Annotated in this window: 11 protein-coding genes; 4 read left to right on the top strand and 7 right to left on the bottom strand. The window is 64.4% G+C overall.

Annotated features, from left to right (window positions below; all coding sequences use genetic code 11):
- Nucleotides 1-32 precede the first annotated feature (32 nt).
- Complete coding sequence (gmd, locus tag KF827_RS04550; RefSeq protein ID WP_291000859.1) at nucleotides 33-1,109, top strand: GDP-mannose 4,6-dehydratase; 1,077 nt, start codon at nucleotides 33-35, stop codon at nucleotides 1,107-1,109.
- A 3-nt stretch (nucleotides 1,110-1,112) separates the two neighbouring features.
- The gene (locus KF827_RS04555) at nucleotides 1,113-2,510 is read left to right on the top strand and encodes a mannose-1-phosphate guanylyltransferase/mannose-6-phosphate isomerase (protein WP_291000862.1); all 1,398 of its coding nucleotides are present in this window, start codon (nucleotides 1,113-1,115) and stop codon (nucleotides 2,508-2,510) included.
- 16 nt (nucleotides 2,511-2,526) lie between these two features.
- Here KF827_RS04555 and KF827_RS04560 read toward each other — a convergent pair whose 3' ends face one another.
- Nucleotides 2,527-3,243, bottom strand: a complete 717-nt coding sequence (locus tag KF827_RS04560; RefSeq protein ID WP_291000865.1) for a glutathione S-transferase family protein — start codon at nucleotides 3,241-3,243, stop codon at nucleotides 2,527-2,529.
- A 240-nt stretch (nucleotides 3,244-3,483) separates the two neighbouring features.
- Between KF827_RS04560 and KF827_RS04565 the strand changes: the two genes are divergently transcribed.
- Nucleotides 3,484-4,704, top strand: coding sequence for a polyhydroxyalkanoate depolymerase (locus tag KF827_RS04565; protein WP_291000870.1), 1,221 nt, complete (start codon nucleotides 3,484-3,486; stop codon nucleotides 4,702-4,704).
- Between the two features lie 109 nt (nucleotides 4,705-4,813).
- Here KF827_RS04565 and KF827_RS04570 read toward each other — a convergent pair whose 3' ends face one another.
- From KF827_RS04570 to KF827_RS04580, 3 genes are read right to left on the bottom strand one after another with little or no spacing between them, the layout of a single operon-like run.
- Entirely contained in the window at nucleotides 4,814-5,218 is a 405-nt protein-coding gene (locus KF827_RS04570) for a response regulator (RefSeq protein ID WP_291000904.1), read from the bottom strand.
- A 9-nt stretch (nucleotides 5,219-5,227) separates the two neighbouring features.
- On the bottom strand, nucleotides 5,228-6,058 hold the full coding sequence (locus KF827_RS04575; protein WP_291000907.1) for a response regulator: 831 nt from the start codon (nucleotides 6,056-6,058) through the stop codon (nucleotides 5,228-5,230).
- Nucleotides 6,007-8,397, bottom strand: coding sequence for an ATP-binding protein (locus tag KF827_RS04580; RefSeq protein WP_291000909.1), 2,391 nt, complete (start codon nucleotides 8,395-8,397; stop codon nucleotides 6,007-6,009). Before KF827_RS04580 ends, KF827_RS04575 begins: the two co-directional genes overlap by 52 nt.
- Before the next feature lie 328 nt (nucleotides 8,398-8,725).
- On the opposite strand from KF827_RS04580, the gene KF827_RS04585 reads away from it, so the two are divergent.
- On the top strand, nucleotides 8,726-16,993 hold the full coding sequence (locus KF827_RS04585) for a hypothetical protein (protein ID WP_291000911.1): 8,268 nt from the start codon (nucleotides 8,726-8,728) through the stop codon (nucleotides 16,991-16,993).
- A gap of 9 nt (nucleotides 16,994-17,002) precedes the next feature.
- Here the strand turns inward: KF827_RS04585 and KF827_RS04590 are convergent, their stop codons facing one another.
- The 3 genes from KF827_RS04590 to KF827_RS04600 are packed head-to-tail and all read right to left on the bottom strand — an operon-like array spanning nucleotide 17,003 to nucleotide 20,185.
- Entirely contained in the window at nucleotides 17,003-18,130 is a 1,128-nt protein-coding gene (locus KF827_RS04590) for an NADH:flavin oxidoreductase/NADH oxidase (protein WP_291000913.1), read from the bottom strand.
- Between the two features lie 49 nt (nucleotides 18,131-18,179).
- On the bottom strand, nucleotides 18,180-19,568 hold the full coding sequence (locus tag KF827_RS04595) for an MATE family efflux transporter (RefSeq protein ID WP_291000916.1): 1,389 nt from the start codon (nucleotides 19,566-19,568) through the stop codon (nucleotides 18,180-18,182).
- The gene (locus KF827_RS04600) at nucleotides 19,565-20,185 is read right to left on the bottom strand and encodes a TetR/AcrR family transcriptional regulator (protein ID WP_291000919.1); all 621 of its coding nucleotides are present in this window, start codon (nucleotides 20,183-20,185) and stop codon (nucleotides 19,565-19,567) included. The genes KF827_RS04595 and KF827_RS04600 overlap by 4 nt, the downstream gene beginning before the upstream one ends.
- Between the last annotated feature and the right edge of the window lie 31 nt (nucleotides 20,186-20,216).

Raw genomic sequence — 20,216 nt, forward strand, 5'->3', positions numbered from 1 at the left:
AGGAGCGATTTTAGGCGTGGGAGACGGCGTATATGGCGGAAAAAGTGGCCCTGATCACCGGCGTGACCGGCCAGGACGGCGCCTATCTGGCCGAGCTGCTGCTCGCCAAGGGATATACGGTACACGGCATCAAGCGCCGGTCCTCCTCGTTCAACACCGCCCGTATCGATCATCTCTACCACGATCCGCATGAGCGCGAGGTGCGCTTCCATCTGCATTACGGCGACATGACCGATGCCACCAACCTGATCCGGCTGGTGCAGCAGATTCAGCCCACCGAGATTTATAACCTGGCCGCCCAGAGCCATGTGCAGGTCAGTTTCGAAACCCCGGAATACACCGCCAATGCCGATGCGCTGGGCACGCTGCGGCTGCTGGAAGCCATCCTGATCCTGGGCCTGCAAAAGACCGTGCGGTTCTATCAGGCATCGACATCCGAGCTTTACGGCAAGGTGCAGGAAACCCCGCAGCGCGAAACCACGCCGTTCTATCCGCGCAGCCCCTATGCGGTTGCCAAGCTGTATGCCTATTGGATCGTGGTGAATTACCGCGAGGCCTATGGCCTGCATGCCTCCAACGGTATCCTGTTCAATCATGAAAGCCCGGTGCGCGGCGAAACCTTCGTCACCCGCAAGATCACCCGCGCGGTGGCCGCCATCCAGCTCGGGTTGCAGCAGCGGCTCTATGTCGGCAACCTGGATGCCAAGCGCGATTGGGGCCATGCCCGCGATTATGTGGAGGGCATGTGGCGTATGCTGCAGCAGGACAAGCCGGATGATTTCGTGCTCGCCACCGGCCGCACCCACAGCGTGCGCGATTTCATCGAGATGGCCTTCCTGGAAACCGGCCGCAAGATTCGCTGGCAGGGCAAGGGCGTGGATGAAAAAGGCTATGATGCAGCCAGCGGCGCCGAACTGGTGGCGGTCGATCCGCGCTATTTCCGCCCCACCGAAGTAGACCTGCTGTTGGGCGATCCGGCCAAGGCGCGCGAAAAGCTCGGCTGGCAGGCCACCACCAGCCTGGAAAGCATGGTGCGCGAAATGGTGGCGGCCGATCTGGTGGCGGTGAAGCGCGAAAGCGATGTGCGCCGCCACGGCCTGCACGAATAAGCCATGGCGATCCGTCCGGTCATCCTTTCGGGCGGTGCGGGCACGCGGCTCTGGCCGTTGTCGCGCGAATTATATCCCAAGCAGCTGCATGCCCTGGCCGGCGACCGAACGCTTTTGCAGCAGACTGCCCAGCGTTTGCAGGCCGAAGGCTTCGGCCAGCCTTTGGTGATCTGCAACGAGCAGCATCGCTTCATCGTGGCCGAACAATTGCGCGAAGCCGGCATCGAGCCGCTTTCCGTGGTGGTGGAGCCGGTGGGGCGCAACACCGCGCCGGCGGTGGCGGTGGCGGCCAGCCTGGCGGCACCCGATGATCTGCTGCTGCTGCTGCCGTCCGATCATCTGGTGCGCAAGCCGGATGCGTTTTTGCAGGCGGTGCGCAATGCCGCGCCGCTGGCCCAGGCCGGCCATCTGGTCACGTTCGGCATCCAGCCCACCGCGCCGGAAACCGGCTATGGCTATATCCAGCGCGGGCCGGCATTGGGCGATGCCGGCTATCAGGTGGCGCGGTTCGCCGAAAAGCCCGATGCGGCCACGGCGGCGCGCTATATAGCCGGCGGAGATTTTTTCTGGAATGCCGGCATCCTGCTGTTTCGCGCCGATGCCATGCTGGCCGAATTGCAGGCGCATTGCCCCGATCTGCTGGCGGGCACGCAACAGGCGCTTTCCGCCGGGGCGCGGGATCTGTTTTTCTTCCGCCTGGATAACGCGGCTTTTTCGGCCATACGCGGCGAGTCCATCGACTATGCGGTGATGGAGCGCACGCAGCGCGCCGCCGTGATGCCGGTGGATATGGGCTGGTCGGATATCGGCGGCTGGCCGGCACTCTGGGCGGAAAGCAACCCTGACCAGGATGGCAATGTGCTGCAAGGCGATGTGCTGGCGCTGGATAGCCAGGGCAGCTATCTGCGTGCCGATGGCCTGCTGCTGGCCGCCATCGGGCTGAAGGATGTCGTTGTCGTGGCCGGGCGCGATGCCGTGCTGGTGGCCGACAAAGCGCGGGCCAGCGATGTGAAGCAGGTGGTGGATCGCCTCAAGGCCCAGGGCCGGCGCGAGGCCACCGAGCCGATGCGGGTTTATCGCCCCTGGGGCTGGTACGAGGATCTGGCGGAAGGCCCGCGCCATCGCGTGAAGCGGCTTTGCCTGCATCCCGGCGGCAAGATTTCGCTGCAAAAGCATGCGCAACGCAGCGAGCATTGGGTGGTGGTGCGCGGCGAGGCCCGGGTCACCCGTGGCGAAGACACATTCACCCTGCTGGTAAACCAATCCACCTATATCGCCGCAGGCCTGGTGCACCGCCTGGAAAACGCCGGCACGCTGCCGCTCGAGATCATCGAGGTGCAATCGGGCGATTATGTCGGCGAAGACGATATCGTTCGGCTGGACGATATCTACGGGCGCTGATCAGAACGGGCGCTGATCAGAACTCGACGTCGAGTTCTTCCACTTCATCGGGCTCCAGCCGCGCATCCTGGAACCAGGCCTTCATGGCCGGCAATGCCAGGATCATGTCGCGATAGGCCGCGCAGGCACCATCCAGCTTTACGTCGTAGGTCTGAAACCGGGTGCAGACCGGCGCATACATGGCATCGGCCAGGCTGGGCGTATCGCCGAACAGATAGGGCCCGCCATATTGCAGCAGGCACTCGCTCCAGATTTCCAGCACGCGGTCGATATCGGCCTGGGCGCCGGCCCAGATCTTGAAGCCCTTGTAATGCGCCTTCAGGTTCATCGGCAGGGCGGCGCGCAGATTGGCGAAGCCAGAATGCATTTCGCCGGATACCGCGCGGCAATGGGCGCGCGCTGCCTGGTCGGCGGGCAGCAGCCCGGCCTGGGGGCGGATTTCGTTCAGATATTCGGCAATCGCCAGGGTGTCCCACACCTTTACATCGTTGTGGGTGAGGCAGGGCACCAGGAAAGAGGGGGAAAGCAGCAGCAATTCGGCCCGGGTGGAGGGGTCGTCCAGCGACACCCGCTGCTCGGCCACGTTCAGCCCCGCCATCTTGCAAAGCAGCCAGCCGCGCAGCGACCAGGACGAATAATTCTTGCTGCTGATGGCAAGCGTCGCCTCGGCGGGCGCCGCCTTGGCGGTGTTGGCGCCGGTTTTGGCCTTTACGGCCGCTGCAGGCTTCGGCATGGCATCCTCGCTCTGGCGGCAATCATCCCATTGATTACCCAACGGAAAGTAACCGCTCTCGGGCTTTTTCAACTGTGTTCGGGGCGGTGCAGGCTGTTGAGTCCGCCGCCCGTTGCTGCATTATTATCTCGCAGTGCAACACGAATTGCACTAGCCTTTTCACAAGCGGTTCACAAATTCCCGGTCCCAATTGTCGCATGGTCCGGGGGCGGTCCGCTCAGGAGTGGAATTCGCTGCCTCATGATGTATCGAGCCTACCAAGCCTATTCAGACATGATGGAGCCGGTGCGCGCCATGGCCCGGTTCGCGCAGCAGACCATCCGCAGTCCGCTCAACGGCTTCGGCGAGAGCCTTCCCCTGCGCACCCTGGCCGCCGGCTTCGAAATGCTGTCGCGCGCCGACCTCACCCATCAGCGACCGAGCTATAACCTCAGCAGCATCACCGTGGGCAACCGCGAAGTGGAAGTGACCGAGGAAAAGCGCCTGGTCACGCCGTTCGGCACGCTTTTGCGTTTCCGCAAGGATATCGATACCCAGCAGCCCCGGGTGCTGGTGGTGGCGCCGCTTTCCGGCCACTACGCCACCTTGCTGCGCGGCACCGTGGCCACGCTGTTGCCCGAGCATGATGTGCATATCACCGATTGGCATAATGCCCGCGATGTGCCGCTGGAGGCCGGGCGTTTCGGCTTCGATGAATATGTCGAGCATGTGATCCGCTTCCTCGACGAACTCGGCCCCGGCGCCCATGTGGTGGCGGTATGCCAGCCCTGTGTGCAGGTGCTGGCGGCGGCGGCCGTGATGGCCGAACAGAAACACCGCGCCACGCCGGCTTCCATGACCCTGATGGCCGGTCCGATCGATTGCCGCATCAATCCCACCGAAGTGAACCTGCTGGCCACCGGCCATCCGATCGAATGGTTCGAGAAAAACCTGATCGATGTGGTGCCCGATTGTCATCCGGGCGCCGGCCGCAGGGTCTATCCCGGCTTCGTGCAGCTTACGGCTTTCATGGCGATGAACCCGGATCGCCATATGCGCTCGCATCTCGATCTGTTCGAGCATCTCTCGCGCGGCGAATACGACAAGGCCGAGATCACCAAGGAATTCTACGACGAATATTTCGCCGTGCTCGATCTCGCCGCCGAATTCTATATCGAAACCGTGCAATACGTGTTTCAGGAATACCGGCTGGCCAAGGGCGAACTCACCTGGCGCGGCAACAAGGTCAATCCCGGCGCCATCCGCCGCACGGCCTTGCTTACCGTGGAAGGCGAGAAGGACGATATCTGCTCGGTGGGCCAGACGCTGGCTGCCCATGATCTCTGCACCGGCCTGCGGCCTTATCGCAAGCGCCACCATCTGCAGCCCGGCGCCGGCCATTACGGCGTGTTCAACGGTCGCCGCTGGCAGAACCAGATCTATCCGCTGGTGCGCAACCTGATCCTCTCCAACGAGGCGTAAGGCCGCTTTATAGCGTCACCCTCGGATTCATTCCGCGGATACATGCCAAACGCAGTTGCGATGCCGAAGGCTGGATGCCCGCAACATGTTCCGGCAGGACGCGGTAAAACTACAGCCCGAACTTCTTCTGCAGCACGGTATCGATGCGCTGTTTCAGGCTGGCCAGCGATACCGGTTTCACCAGATAGCCATCCACTTGCAGCTTCTTGGCGGTGATGACGGTTTCCTGCTGTTTGTCGGCGGTCAGAAAAATCACCGGCAGGTTGCCGAAAGTGGCGCTGCTCATGCCGCGCAGCTTGGCCAGGAAGCCCAATCCATCCAGCGGCTGCATATGCACATCGCACAGCACCAGCACCGGGCGGGTGCGCACCATTTCCTTGAAGCCGGCTTCGCCATCGGCGGCTTCGTCGATCAGGCGGAAGCCGAGCTGACGCAGCAAACTGCAGATGATCTTGCGGGTGTAGTCTTCGTCTTCGATCACCAGGATGCGGATTTTATCGTATTCGATCGCCATGATGATGCCTCAGCTTTTGCCGTGCAGGATTTTCGGCAAGGCATCCTGCAATTCCTGCACGGTGGGTTCCAGCAATTCCGCCATCAGCGCGGCGGTGTCGGCATCGTTGGCATCGCAGGCATCCTGCAGGTCGGAAGCCAGATTGCCCAGCCGCGTGGCACCCATGGAATAGCCGGCGCCTTTCAGCGCATGGGCTTCATGGCGCAGCGCCTTCAGGTCGCGCGCTGCCGCTGCGGCCGCAATCTTGGGCAGCTTTTCCACGGCATCTTCCACGAACCGGCTGAGGAATTCGCCAGCCGCCGCATCGAACGCGCCGAAGGTTTCGGTCAACCGCGCCGGATCGAAGATGTCCGGATCCCATTGCGGCGTGGGCGGCGCCGGCTTGGCCAGCTTCGCATCATGGCCGGCGGGGCGGCGCAGGGGCAATGCCTGAGGCAGCCATTGCGCCAGGGCATCGCCCAGCGCGCGGCTGTTGATCGGCTTGGTGAGATAGCCATCCATGCCGGCATCCAGGCATTGCTGCTCGGTGCCGGTGAGCGCATCGGCGGTCAGTGCGATGATCGGCAGGCGCGGGCCGCCGGGCTGTTCGCTGGCCCGCACATGGGCGGTGAGTTCAAAGCCATCCATTTCCGGCATGTGGAAATCGGTAAGCAGCAGGCCGTAGCGGCCATTGCGATACATGTCCAGCGCCACTGCACCGTTTTCGCCGATCTCGCAGGCAAAGCCCATGCGCGACAGCATCTGGCGGATCACCACCTGATTGGTGGCATTGTCTTCCGCCACCAGGATCAGCGCATTGTTTTCGCGTGCAGCCTCGATGCTCGGCGGCAGCCAGGCCATATCCTCGCGGAAGGCGGTTTCGCCCGTATCATGCTGCGCGATGCCCAGGCTGACGGCAGCGGCGCGCCACAGATTGTGGCGACTGAGCGGATAGGTGAGGGTGAGGGCGAAATTGTTGCGCGCGGCGGTATCCAGCGTGGAGACCAGATTGCGCGGTGCCACAAGGGCGAAGCTGACCTTGCCGGCTGCGGCATTTTCACTGGGGAAATGCAGAACCGAACCATCCGATCCGCGTGCATCCAACAGCGCCAGATCGTGCCGGTCCTCGGCGAGCAGGCGCTTCGCTGTCGCCAGGTTGCCGGCTTCATCGATATTGGTGATGCCGGCGGCGGCCAGATATTGCCGGGCCAGTGCCAGCTGGTTGCCTTGCTGCTGCTGGGCAGGCCCACCAGCAGCACGCGCGCCGCCGAAATATCATGGGCGGGTTTCGGCTTTTCCGCGCCTTCGGCCGGCTGCATCGGCAATTCAAACCAGAATTCCGACCCTTTGCCGGCCTCGCTGCGCGCGCCGATATCGCCATGCATCAATTCGCATAAACGCTGGCAGATCGAAAGCCCAAGGCCGGTGCCGCCATATTTGCGCGCCGTCGAACTATCGGCCTGCTCGAAGGCCTTGAACAGCTTTTCCTGCTGTTCCGGCGTGAGGCCGATGCCAGTGTCGATGATGCTGAACAGCAGGCGGTCGGGATCGTCGGGCTTCGCCCGCACCCGCAGGGTAACGCTGCCTTCATGGGTGAACTTTACCGCGTTGCCGCCCAGATTCAGCAGAATCTGCCGCAGCCGGGTCGGGTCGCCGATGCGCTTGTCGGCCAGTTCGGGATCCACATCGATCAGCAGGTCCAGCGCCTTGTCGTCGGCGCGCGGCGCCAGCAATTCGCCCACGCCATCCATCATGTCGGCCAGCGAGAAAGGCACGGCTTCGATATCCAGCTTGCCGGCTTCGATCTTGCTGAAATCCAGGATGTCGTTGATCACGGTCAGCAGCGCATGGGCGGATTCCCGGATCACCTTGGCCATGCGGCGCTGCTCGCCGTCCAGCGGGGTGAGTTCCAGCAATTCGGCCATGCTCATCACGCCGTTCATCGGCGTGCGGATTTCATGGCTCATGGTGGCCAGGAAGCTGGATTTGGCCTTGGTGGCGGATTCGGCCATATCGCGGGCCTCGCGCAATTCCTCTTCCGCCTGCTTGCGCTGGGTGATGTCGGTGCTCACCAGCAGCCAGCCGCCATCCATGGTGGGGATATTCTCCACCTCCACCACCCGGCCATTGGCAAAAGCCACGTCGGATTTGCGGTAGGTGCGTTGGGTCACCACGCTGTAGCGCTGTTTGAACAAATCGTCCGGATCGCCTTCGCCATAGGCGCCGATGCTCACATTGTAGCGCACCATGTCGGCTATCGTGGCGCCGGGCGAAAGCAGATGGCCGGGCAGGCCGGTGATGGTTTCCGCATTCCGGTTGGCCATGGTCACGGTATAGGTGTCGTCGAAAGCGGTGATGCCCTGATTGATGCCATCCAGCACATTGCGCAATTGCTGGCTTTGCCGCGCCATCGCCTCGCGGGCCTGGTCCAGCGCGATGGCATTGTCGCGGAACTTGGCCAAGGCCTTGGCCAGTTTGCCGATTTCATCCTTGCGGCGCTGGCCGGGAATCCTGGCATCAAGCTGGCCGCCGGCCACCGCGCCCATGGCATCGGTTATGGCGCCCAGCGGGCGCGCCACACGGCCCTGCACGATGTAGATTGCATAGGCGGCGATCGAAAGCACCAGCACCAGCAAGAGCAGCAGGCCCTGGCCGAAATTCTGAAAATTCGCCTCGGCGCGCTGCACGATGCGGTCGGAGGCGGCGATCTTGTATTTTGCCAGGGCATTCAGCCGGTCGTTGATCGGGTCGATGGTGGGATACATCACCTCGTCGACGAAGCGGGCCAGTTGGCGCAGATCCTCGTCCTCGATGGCGGCACGGAACATCGACAGCCCGGCTTCGGCGGCGCGCATGCGGATTTCCACTTCGGCGGCCAGCCGGCGCTCTTCGGGTTCGCGCACCGAGGCGATATAGCGTCCCCATGCGGCATCCACGCCATCCTGCACCTGGGCTGAGATGCGGTGGGCGTCTTCCCACTTGGTTATGCGGTTGCGCACCTTCACCGCCAGATCGGATACCCCGCTGCCATAGGCATTCGATACTTCCTGCAGTAGCACCACCGGCAGCAAGGCTTGGTTGCGCACTTCCAGCAGGTGGCGCTGGGCGCTACGTAACAACAACACACTGGCTACCATGCCGGCGATGATTGCACCTACCAGTAGAGTCACTGCCAGGAATAAACGGGCCCGGATTGTCATCGTGTCACTCGCTCCCCGCCGTCCATGTCGGCGCACCGGATAAATATCATTGTTTTCCTGCGCTTATATCCGGAAAAACACCTTCTGCCCCGGCATTTTTTGCCGATTCGGGCCAAAATGGCCGGCCGCCGGGTTTGTGATCGCCACCACGCGCCAGGGTTAATAGCCTCTTGTGTTTTCTCCAAAATCGGCGAAATTCAACCTAGCAGGCCAGGGAAAAGCGCCGCCAGAAATGGATGGCATGGGGCTTGCGATATCTGGTGCGGAAGCAACCAGGTGAATCCGGTCCGCAGGAGCCGGATTGCGTCTCAGAAGGAGAGCGTAAGTCGTGCCGGTGGTGATCACTCTCGGGGATGATGGCTTCAGCCAGACCCATGGCAAGGTAGATACCTTGACCAGCGGGACCGGCAACGATTCCATCGCCATCACCAGCCCGGTATCCGGCGCCTTGTTCGATCTCGGCGGCGGCAGCGACAGCCTGCTGCTGCAGGGCGGCAAGAACACCGCCACGGTGCGCAACGTGGAAAGCCTCACCGGCGGCTCCGGCGCAGATACCATCCTGCTCGGCACCGCCTTCAATGGCGGCCAGCTCGATCTTGGCGCGGGCAACGACAAACTCACCCTGGCCAGCGGCGGCAACACCTTCGCGGTGGCCAATGTGGAAACCATTCTGGGCGGCAGCGGCGCGGATTATGTCACGCTGTCCACCACGGTCGCCAAAGGCAGTTACGATCTCGCCGGCGGCAACGACAAACTCACCCTGGCCGATGGCGGCAACACCGTAACCCTGGCCAATATCGAAACCATCATCGGCGGTTCCGGCGCCGATAAGGTCACGCTCACCAGCGCGGCCACCGGCCCCAGCATCGATCTGGGCGGCGGCGCCGACAGCTTGAAGCTGAATGGCGCCGGCAACACGCTTACCATCGCCAATACCGAAACCATCACCGGCGGCTCCGGTGCCGACCGTATCACCCTGTCTGGCACCATGGCCGGCGGCAGCGTGGATCTCGGCGCCGGCATCGACAGCCTGAAACTCGCCGATGGCGGCAACAGCCTCACGGTCAGCGGCATCGAAACCATCACCGGCGGCTCGGGCGCCGACAGCCTCACGGTGGCAACCGCCGGCAAGATGGAGCTCAATCTCGGCGGCGGTTCAGATAGCGTCACCCTGGCAGCACCCGGTGCGGTGGTCAGTCTTTCGCAGGTGGAAACCGTTATCGGGTCCGGCGGCAACGACAGCGTCACGCTCACCAATGCATCCACGGGCACCAGCATCGATCTCGGTGCCGGCAAGGACAGCCTCACGCTGGCCGGTTCCGGCAATACGCTCACCGTCGGCAATGCCGAAACCATCACCGGCAGCAGCGGCGCAGATACCATCACGCTCTCCACCAGCATCTCCGGCGGCCGCGTCGATCTCGGCGGCGGTTCCGACAAGCTGATCCTGGCCGATGGCGGCAACAGCATCACCGCGGCCAATATCGAAACCATCACCGGCGGCAGCGGCATTGATAAGATCACCCTGGCCAATGCGCAGAATGGCGGCGGCATCGATCTCGGCGGCGGCGCCGACAGCCTCACCCTGGCCAATGGCAGCAACACGCTCACGCTGGCCAATGTGGAAAGCATCACCGGCGGTTCGGGTTCCGATCGCATCACGCTGTCCACCACGGTTTCCGGCGGTCAGGCCGATCTGGGCAGCGGGTTGGACAGCCTGAAACTCGCCGATGGCGGCAACAGCCTCACGGCCAGCGGCATCGAAACCATCACCGGCGGCTCGGGCGCCGATCACGTCACGCTGTCGGCTGCCGGCAAGGGCGAAGTGGCTTTGGGCGGCGGCGCCGACAGCCTCACGCTCGCCAATGCCGCCAACGCGCTCACGGTGTCGGGCACCGAAACCATCATCGGCGGCTCCGGCGCCGATACGATCACGCTCACCGACGCGCTCACCAATACGCATCAGATTTCGCTCGGCGCCGGCAACGACAAGCTGATCCTGGCCAACACCGCCAATACCGGCAGCGTGGCGGGCGCCGAAAGCATCGCCGGCGGGTCGGGCGCCGATACCATCACGCTCAGCGCCACCATCGCCAAGGGCAGTATCGATCTCGGCGCGGGGGCCGACAAACTCACGCTCGCCGATGGCGGCAACAGCCTTACCGTAGCCAATGTGGAAACCATCATCGGCGGTTCGGGCGCCGATACCGTCACGCTGGGCAATGCCGCCAATGGCAGCAGCATCGATCTCGGCGGCGGCGCGGATAGCCTGAAGCTGGCCGCCGGCACCAACAATCTCACGCTGGCCAATGTGGAAAGCATCACCGGCGGCGCCGGCGCCGATACCATCGCGCTGTCCACCACGGTATCCGGCGGCCGCATCGACCTTGGCGCCGGCAACGACAAATTGACCCTGGCCGATGGTGGCAACAGCCTCAGCATCGCCGGGGTGGAAACCCTGCAAGGCGGCAGCGGCGCCGATCATGTCACGCTGCTGACCGCCGGCAAATCCACCATCGATCTGGGCGGCGGCGGCGACAGCCTCACGCTCGTCACCGGCGGCAGCAATATCACCGTGGCCAATGTGGAAAGCATTTCCGGCAGCGCCACGTCGGAAACCATCACGCTGTCCGGCGCGCTCACCACCAGCGCCAATCTCGATCTCGGCAAGGGCTCCGACAAGCTGCAACTGGCCAATCTGGCCAATACCGGCAGCATCGCCAATGCCGAATACATCATCGGCGGCAACGCGGCCGATACCATCACCCTGCTTACCACCCTGGCCAATGCCAGTATCGATCTGGGCGCGGGCAACGACAGCCTCACCCTGGCCGATGGCGGCAACCTGCTGAAACTCAGCAATACCGAAACCCTGGTCGGCGGCGCCGGCAACGACACCGTTACCCTGGGCAATGCGGTGAATGGCGCCAGCATCGATCTGCGCGGCGGCGCCGACAAGCTGATGCTGGCCAAGGGCAACAATCTTCTCACCCTCACCAATCTGGAAACCCTGATCGGCGGTGCCGGCAACGATACCATCACCCTGGGCAATGCCGTCACGGCGATGCATGTGGATCTGGGCGCGGGTGCCGACAAGCTCACGCTTGCCAATGGCGGCAACGCCATCACCGTGGTGAATGCCGAAACCATCATGGGCGGCACGGGCGCCGATCTGGTCAGCCTGAATGGCAGCTTCAAGGGCAATATCGATCTCGGCGCCGGGGCGGATAAGGTCAGCTTCGGCAATGCCGCCAATATCGCCACGCTCAGCAATGTGGAAAGCATCAGCGGCGGCACCGGCAGCGATGTGGTCACCATCACCGATGCGCTTTCCACCAGCGCCTCCATCGATCTCGGCGCCGGCAACGATGCACTCACACTCATGCAATCGGCCACGCTCACCCTGGCCAATGTGGAAACACTCACCTCGGCCGCGGGCGCCGATACGATCACCTTCTCGGCGGCCATCAGCCGCGGCCAGGTCGATCTCGGCGCCGGCAACGACAAACTGATCCTGGCCGCCGGCACCAACACGCTCACGGTCAGCAATGTGGAAACGCTCACCGGCAACAGCGGCAACGATGCCATCACCCTGGGCCGCGCGATCAGCGGTGCGCAGATCGATCTGGGCGGCGGCGCCGACAAGCTTACCCTGGCGTTGGGCGGCAACATCGTCACCGTCACCGGCGTGGAAAGCCTCACCGGCGGCACCGGGGCGGATGTCGTTACCTATACCGATGCTCAAACCGCTGCGCGGATCGATCTCGGCACCGGTAACGACACGCTTACCCTGGCCAATGGCGGCAACACCGTAACCCTGGCCGGCGTGGAAACGCTTTCCACCGGCAGCGGCAACGACAGCGTGACGCTGGTTTCCGGCGTGATGGGCGGGCAATACGATCTCGGCGCGGGCAATGACAGCATTACATTGGCGGCCGCCGGCAACAATCTCACGCTTGCGGGTGCCGAAACCATCATCGGCGGCGGCGGCGCCGATACCATCACGCTCAGCGGCACGGTGAATGGCGCCAGCATCGATCTCGGCGCCGGCAACGACAAACTCACCCTGGCGGCGGGCGGCAACACGCTCACGCTCGCCAATGTGGAAAGCATCGTCGCCGGCGCGGGCAACGACGATATCACCCTGCTCAATGCCGTGCGCGGCCGGATCGAACTCGGCGCCGGCAACGACACGCTCACGCTGGCCGATGGCAATAACCTGCTCACGCTGTCGGGCGTGGAAACCCTGGTGGCCGGCGAGGGCGACGATGCCATCACGCTGGCGGAATCCATCACCGGCCGCATCGATCTTGCCGGCGGCAACGACAAGCTCACGCTCGCCGATGGCGGCAACACCGTAACCCTGTCGGGCGTGGAAACCCTCACGGGCGGCGCCGGCAACGATAGCGTCACGCTTTCGGGCGCGATGGTCGGCCGCATCGATCTTGGCAATGGCGCCGACAAGCTGGTGCTGTCGGATGACGGCAACACGCTCACCCTGGCCGGCGTGGAAACCCTGGTGGCGGGCAGCGGCGACGACGACATCACGCTCACCGCGGCGCTGGGCAGCGCGGCCTCGATCGATCTCGGCGATGGCGAGGATACCCTGCGCCTGGCCGCCGGGGTCAACACGGTCACCATCACCAATGTGGAAAGCATCGTCGGCAATAGCGGTGCGGATACCATCACGCTGGGCAACACCGTGGATGGCCTCAGCCTCGATCTCGGCAATGGCGCCGACAGCCTCAAGCTGGCCAATGGCGGCAACACGCTCACGCTCTCCAATGTCGAAAGCGTGCTGGGCGGATCGGGCGCCGATATCGTCACGCTTACCGGCGGCATCAAGGGCGGCAGCTTCGATCTCGGCGGCGGCAACGACACGCTGATCCTGGCCGATGGTATCAACACGCTCACGCTGAGCAATGTGGAAAGCCTGGTGGGCGGCGCCGGCAACGATGGCATCACGCTCACCGGCATTGTGAATGGCGGCAGCCTCGATCTCGGCGATGGCGCCGACAGCCTGGCTTTGGCCGATGGCGGCAACAGCGTCACGCTCGGCAATATCGAAACCGTCACCGGCGGTTCCGGCGCCGATCTGGTCACCCTGGCCAATGCCCTGGCCAAGGGCAGCATCGATCTTGGTAATGGCGTCGACAGCCTGAAGCTGGCAGATGGCGGCAACACGCTCAGCATCGGCAATGTGGAAACCCTTACCGGCGGCGATGGCGCCGATATCATCACCTTCCGCGCCGGCGTGACCGGCCTGGTGGATCTGGGCGACGATAATGACGCGCTCACCCTGGCGGCCGGCGGTAACACGCTCACCATCGCCAATGTGGAAAGTCTTACCGGCGGCTCGGGCGCCGATATCATCACCCTGGCCTCGGCCGCCAATGGCCTGTCGATCAATCTCGGCGCCGGCTACGACAGCCTGAAACTGGCCGATGGCGGCAACAGTCTGTCGCTCAGCAATGTGGAAACCGTTATCGGCGGGTCCGGCGACGATGCGATCACCTTCATTACCAGCATCAAGGGCGCGCTGGATCTGGGCGGTGGCGCCAACAGCCTGGAACTGGCCGCCAAGGGCAACACCGTCACGCTGGGCAATATCGAAACCATCACCGGCGGCAGCGGCGCCGACGTGCTGGTTCTCACCACGGCGCTCACCGCCGGCTCGGTTGCGTTGGGCGCGGGCGACGACAAGGTGACCCTGGCCAATGGCGGCAACACGGTGTCGGCCAGCGGCGTGGATACCATGATCGGCGGCAGCGGCAACGATGCGATCACCTTGCTGCAGGCCCAGGGCAATGCGCAATATCTGCTGGGCGATGGCAATGACAGCCTCACTCTTGCCAATGGCACCAACAACATCACCATCGGCGGCATCGAGACGCTGACCGGCGGCACCGGCAACGACACGATCCGCCTGGCCACCGCGCAGAATGGCGGCCAATACGCGCTCGGCGATGGCGCCGACAAGCTCACCCTGGCCAATGGCGACAACACGCTCACCGTCTCCGGGCTGGAAAGCCTGGTGGGTGGCAGCGGCGCCGATGCGGTCACGCTTACCGGCACGGTGAGCGGCGGCAGCTTCCTGATGGGCGCCGGCTTCGATACGCTGGTGTTGGCCAATGGCGGCAACAGCGCCACCGTGGGCGCGGCCGAATCCATCGTCGGCGGCAGCGGCGACGACATCATCACCCTGGTGGCGGGCACCAATGCCCTCACCGTCAGTTCCATCGAAACCCTCACCGGGGCCAGCGGCGCCGACAGCGTCACCTACGCCACCGCGCTCACCAATGCCCGCATCGATCTGCTGGGCGGCAACGACAAGGCGGTGCTGGCCGATGGCGGCAACAGCGTCACCATCGCCAATGTGGAAACCATCGAATCCGGCAGCGGCAACGACAGCATCGTGCTGGAAACCGCGCTGAGCAGCGGCAAGATCGACCTCGGCGCCGGCAACGATACGCTTGCCCTGGCCGATGGCACCAACAAGATCACCGTATCGGGCGTGGAAACCCTCACCGGCGGCAGCGGCGACGACACCATCGTGCTGCTCACCAATCTGGGCACCTCGGCGCAGATCGACCTGGGCGATGGCAACGACAGCCTCACGCTGGGCAATGGCGGCAACATACTCACGCTCGCCAACGCCGAAACCATCATCGGCGGCGTGGGCGACGATATCATCACCCTGGCCATGACCTATGATGGCGGCAGCATCAATCTGGGTGCCGGCGCCGACAAGCTGATCCTCGCCGATGGCGGCAACACGCTCACCATCAACGGCATCGAAACCCTGGTGGGCGGCGCCGACGAGGATGTGATCTATCTGGGCAGCGGTTCGGCCAATGCCTATCTCGATCTCGGCGGCGGCGACGATCATGTGTATCTGGGCAGCGGCGGCGGCAGCGTGCATCTCACCAATGTGGAGAGCATCACCGGCAGTTCAGGCAGCGATATCGTCACGCTTGCGGGCACGCTGGCGGATGCCGGCATCGATCTGGGAGCGGGTGCCGACAGCCTGGCGCTGGCCGATGGCGGCAACAGCGTTTCGCTGAGCAATATCGAAACCGTGCTGGGCGGGGTGGGCAGCGATCATGTAACCCTGCTGACCACGGCCACGGCCGGCGAGATCGATCTGGGCGATGGCAATGATGTGCTGGTGCTGGCCGATGGCGGCAACACGCTCACGCTCGCCAATGTGGAAACCATCACCGGCGGCAGCGGCAACGATGCCATCACCCTGGCCGGCGCGCTGGATACCGGCTTTATCGATCTGCTGGCCGGCGCCAACAGCCTGGTTTTCGCCGATGGCATCAATCTGGCCACATTGGCCAATGTAGAGACGGTGACCGGCGGTGCGGGTGCCGACAGCATCGTGCTGGATAGCAACCTGCTGGCCGGCCATATCGATCTGGGCGCCGACAACGACAGCCTCACCCTGGCCGATGGCGGCAACATGCTCACCATCAGCAATGTGGAATCCCTGCTGGGCGGCAGCGGCGCCGATATCGTCACGCTGGCTGATGGCGGCAACAGCATCACCGTGGGCTATATCGAAACCCTGGTGGGCGGTGCCGGCGCCGATCATGTCACGCTGGATGATGCCAGCCAGAGCATCACGGTTTCCGGCATCGAAACCCTTACCGGCGGCGGCGGCGACGACAGCGTCACGCTGGCCGATGGCGGCAACGCGATCACGCTTTCGGGCATCGAAACCCTGGTGGGCGGCAGCGGCGATGATGTGGTTACGCTGCAATCCAGCCTGGCGGCCAATAGCAGCGTGGATCTCGGCGCCGGCAACGATAGCCTGGCCTTGGCCGATGGCGGCAATACGCTCACCATCGCCAATATCGAAACCATCACCGGCGGTCTGGGCGATGATGTAATCACGCTATCCAATGCCGGCGGCGCGCTCACGGCGGCCAGCATCGAAACCCTGATCGGCGGCAGCGGCGCCGACACAGTCACCCTCACCGATACGGTGAATGGCGGCGAATACGATCTGGGGGCGGGCACCGATACGCTCACCCTGGCCAATGGCGCCAATGTGATCACGGTCAGCAATGTAGAGACGGTGACCGGCGGTAGCGGCAACGACAACATCACCATCACCGGCAACCAGACCGCCTATGTATTCGGCGGCGCCGGCGACGATACCCTGCAGGGCGGCAATGGCGCCGATTTCCTGATCGCCGGCGGCGGCACCGATACGCTCACCGGCGGCCTGGGCAACGACCGTTTCGTGTTCACCGCCAGCACCGCCGGCAATGTGGTGACGGTGATGGATATGAGCGCGGGCGACCGGATCGCCTTCGACACCAACAACGAGATGCAGCTCACCGGCAATGCCTTCGTGCTGGCCGACGATCTGATCGACAACCAGAATATCCGCATGGTGGCCGATGCCAGCGCGCGTATCGGCACCAATCTGGGCGAGGCCGGCTTCGTGTATCAGCAGGATACCGGCACGCTCTATTGGGAAGGCAGCGGCGATTTCACCCAGGGCTTCGATGTGCTGATCGGCCAGATCACCGCCGATGGCTCCACGCCCTGGGCCTACGATTTCAACGCCTTCCGGGAAATGTAAGCCTGCGTTTCAGCCGGCATCCACCCGGCGCCGGCGCAGCCACCAGCCGCTTTGTTCGGGCCAGGCATCCCAGCCATTTTCCTGTTGCAGGGCCAATGCGGCATTCACGCCCCAATTGGGATCGCGCATGAATTCGCGGCCCACGGCAATCAGATCGGCGCTGCCATCGGCCAGGATCGCTTCCGCCTGCGGCCCATCCAGGATCAGGCCCACCGCCATGGTGGGGATACCGGCCTGCTTGCGGATCTCAGCGGCATAGGGCACCTGAAAGCCGGGCTTGCGCGGCAATGGCTGCGCCGTGGCCGATCCGCCCAGGCCGCCGGTGGAACAATCGATTACATCGATGCCGATGGCTTTCAATTCCGCCGCCAGCGCCAGGTTGTCGGCCATTGTCCAGCCGGCATCGGCCGGTTCCTGCGCCGAGATGCGGGTGAAAACCGGCAAGCCATCGCCGGCTGCCGCACGCACCGCGCGGGCCACGCGTAGCGGAAACCGCATCCGCCCGGCCAGGTCGCCGCCATAGGCATCGCTGCGCTTGTTGGTCTGCGCCGAAAGAAACTGGTGCAGCAGATAGCCATGCGCCATATGCACTTCCAGCAAGCCGAAGCCGGCCGCCACGGCACGCTGGGCGGCCATGCGGAAGGCTTCTTCCATCGCATCCAGTTCGGCGGGCTCCAAGGCATGCGGCAGCAGCCAGGCATCGCTGATGCGTTCGGCGCTGGGCGCCACGACATCCCAGGGCCGGTCGCCGCGCGCGATATCGGCCTGCTGCAGCGGGCCATTGCCAAACCATGGGCGCTGTACGCTGGCCTTGCGGCCGGCATGGCCCAACTGAATCGCCGGCACTGCGCCAAGCTGCTTGATTGTCTGCGCCACGTTGCTCAGCGCCTTGCCTTGCTCGTCGGTCCACAGCCCCACATCGCCATGGGTGATGCGGCCGCGCGGCTCAACCGCTGTGGCCTCCACGAAAACCGCGCCGGCGCCGCCCATGGCAAAGCGCCCCAGATGCACCTTGTGCCATTCGCCCACCACGCCATCCTGAGCGGCGTATTGGCACATCGGCGATACCACGATGCGGTTTTTCAGCGTGATGCCGCGCAGGGCGATGGGTTGCAGTAAGCGTGGCTGGTTCGGCATGTTTCTCTCCCGTTTTTTGCGGGCGCAGAACAGCATGAAGCGCCCGATATCACAAGCTCCGCCCCCAGCGCGTGAAATACACGAAGCCCGCCGTGGCCAGGCCGTAGATCGCCATGGCAAAGCCCGCCAGTGCGAATAATGTCCAGGCCGGAGCGGCGATGCTCAGCAGCCACCAGCCGCCCAGTGCCACCACGATCAACCGCAAGGTGCCGGCCAGTACCGGGCCCACGATATGGCCGGCGCCCTGGCTGGCGAAATACAGGCAAAGCCCGGTGCCGAAAAAACCGAAGCCCGCGCCGGCCGCCACCAGATAGCTGCGCGCCGATTCCAGCACGGCGGTGTCGTCGGTGAACAGCCGGGCCCATAGATCGGGGAACAGCACCACGATCAGGCCGATGATGCCCAGGGTTGTCGTGGCCATGGCGCCTGCGGTCCAGGCCACGCGGCGCGCGCGCTTGATATTGCCGGCGCCCACGGCCATGCCCACCATCGGCACGCTGGCCACGCCGATGGAAAACGCAATCGGCACCAGCAGGAATTCCAGCCGTGCGCCGATGCCATAGCCGGCCAGTGCGTTGGTGCCGAAGCGCGCCACCAGGCCGGTGAAGATCAGCACGGTCAGCACGGTTTGCAGCGGCGACAAACAGGCCACCGCACCCACCCGCAGGATATCCATGAACATCCGGCGTTGCAGTTGCAGGCCGCGCAGGCGCAGGGTCAGGCGCGCACGGCCCGAACGCAGATACCACAGCAGCACAAAGGTGCCGCCGGCAAACACCGCGATCTGCGCCAGCGCCAGGCCGGGCATGCCAAGGCGTGGCAATTGCACCGGCCCGAGTTGCAATCCCAGGCTCAGGCCGGCGCCCAACAGCACTTGCAGCAGCGCCGCCAGGATGGTGAGCAGCGAGGGTGTCATCATATTGCCGGTGCCGCGCAGGATGGAGGCCAGGATGTTGAACCACCACACTGCCAGCGCGCCGCTGAACAGCGTGTTGGAATAGAGCAGGGCCTGTTGCAGGCTGCCGTCGCGGCCGCCCAGCAGATGATAGATCAGCGGCCCCAGGCTCCAGAAAAACACCATGAAGATCACCGCCGCCAATGTGGCGATGGCCAAGGCATGCCAGGCCAGGCTATGGGCGCGCGGGATGTCGCCGCTGCCGATGGCGCGGCTGATCGCAGAGGATACGCCGCCGCCCATGGCGCCGGCCGACATCATCTGCATCAGCATCGCCATCGGAAAGGTGAGGGCCATCGCCGCCAGCGGTTCCACGCCCAGGCGACCGACATAGACGGTTTCAGCCACCGCCGCCATCGCGGTGGCCAGCATCGCCGCCGTGGTGGGCAGGGTCAGGCGCAGCAGGGTTTGAAAGATCGGCGCGGTCAGCATCAGCTCCACGCGCGAGGGCGCAGGCTTGGCGGCGGAAGCAGCGACGTTCATGCCCGCACCGCGGTGTTGGGGGTCTCGCCGTGCAGGGCTTCGATCCGCTTATGCAGGGCCGCTTTGCTGGCCTGCAGGATGGCGTCGGACAGATCCGGATCGGCCACCGCGCGTGCCAGCGTGATGGCGCCCACCATCTCGGCCAGCAGCGACAGGGCGGCTTCGGCATTGCCGCCGCCATGATTGGTCAGGCGGCCGAGCAGGGTTTTGATCCCGGCATCGAAAGCGGCGCGGGCTGGCGGCGAGAGATGCCGCATCTCGCCGCCCAGGGCGGTGATCGGGCAGCCGCTGCCGGGGTCGTCGCGGTGGTTTGCCGATACGTAGCTTTCCATCCGCGCGGCCAGCCATTCCGCGCCGCTCTTGTCGCCATGGCGGGCATCGAAGCGGGTGCGGCTATCGGCGAACATGGTGTCGATGGCCTCGGCGATCAGCGCATCCTTGGAAGCGAAATGGGCATAGAAGCCGCCATGGGTGAGGCCGGCTTCGCGCATGATGTCCTGCACCCCAACGCGCTCCGGTCCCCTGGCCCGCAGCGCCCGGGCGGCCACCTGTAAAAGCGCATCATGGGTCTGGCTGCCACGGCGGCGCCGGGCTGTAGGCAGGGAAGGCTGAGGCATGGCTGGGCTTCTTTAGGGCTGGGTTTCTTTA

It is taken from the genome of Ferrovibrio sp., from assembly GCF_019636075.1.
Lineage (GTDB): Bacteria > Pseudomonadota > Alphaproteobacteria > Ferrovibrionales > Ferrovibrionaceae > Ferrovibrio.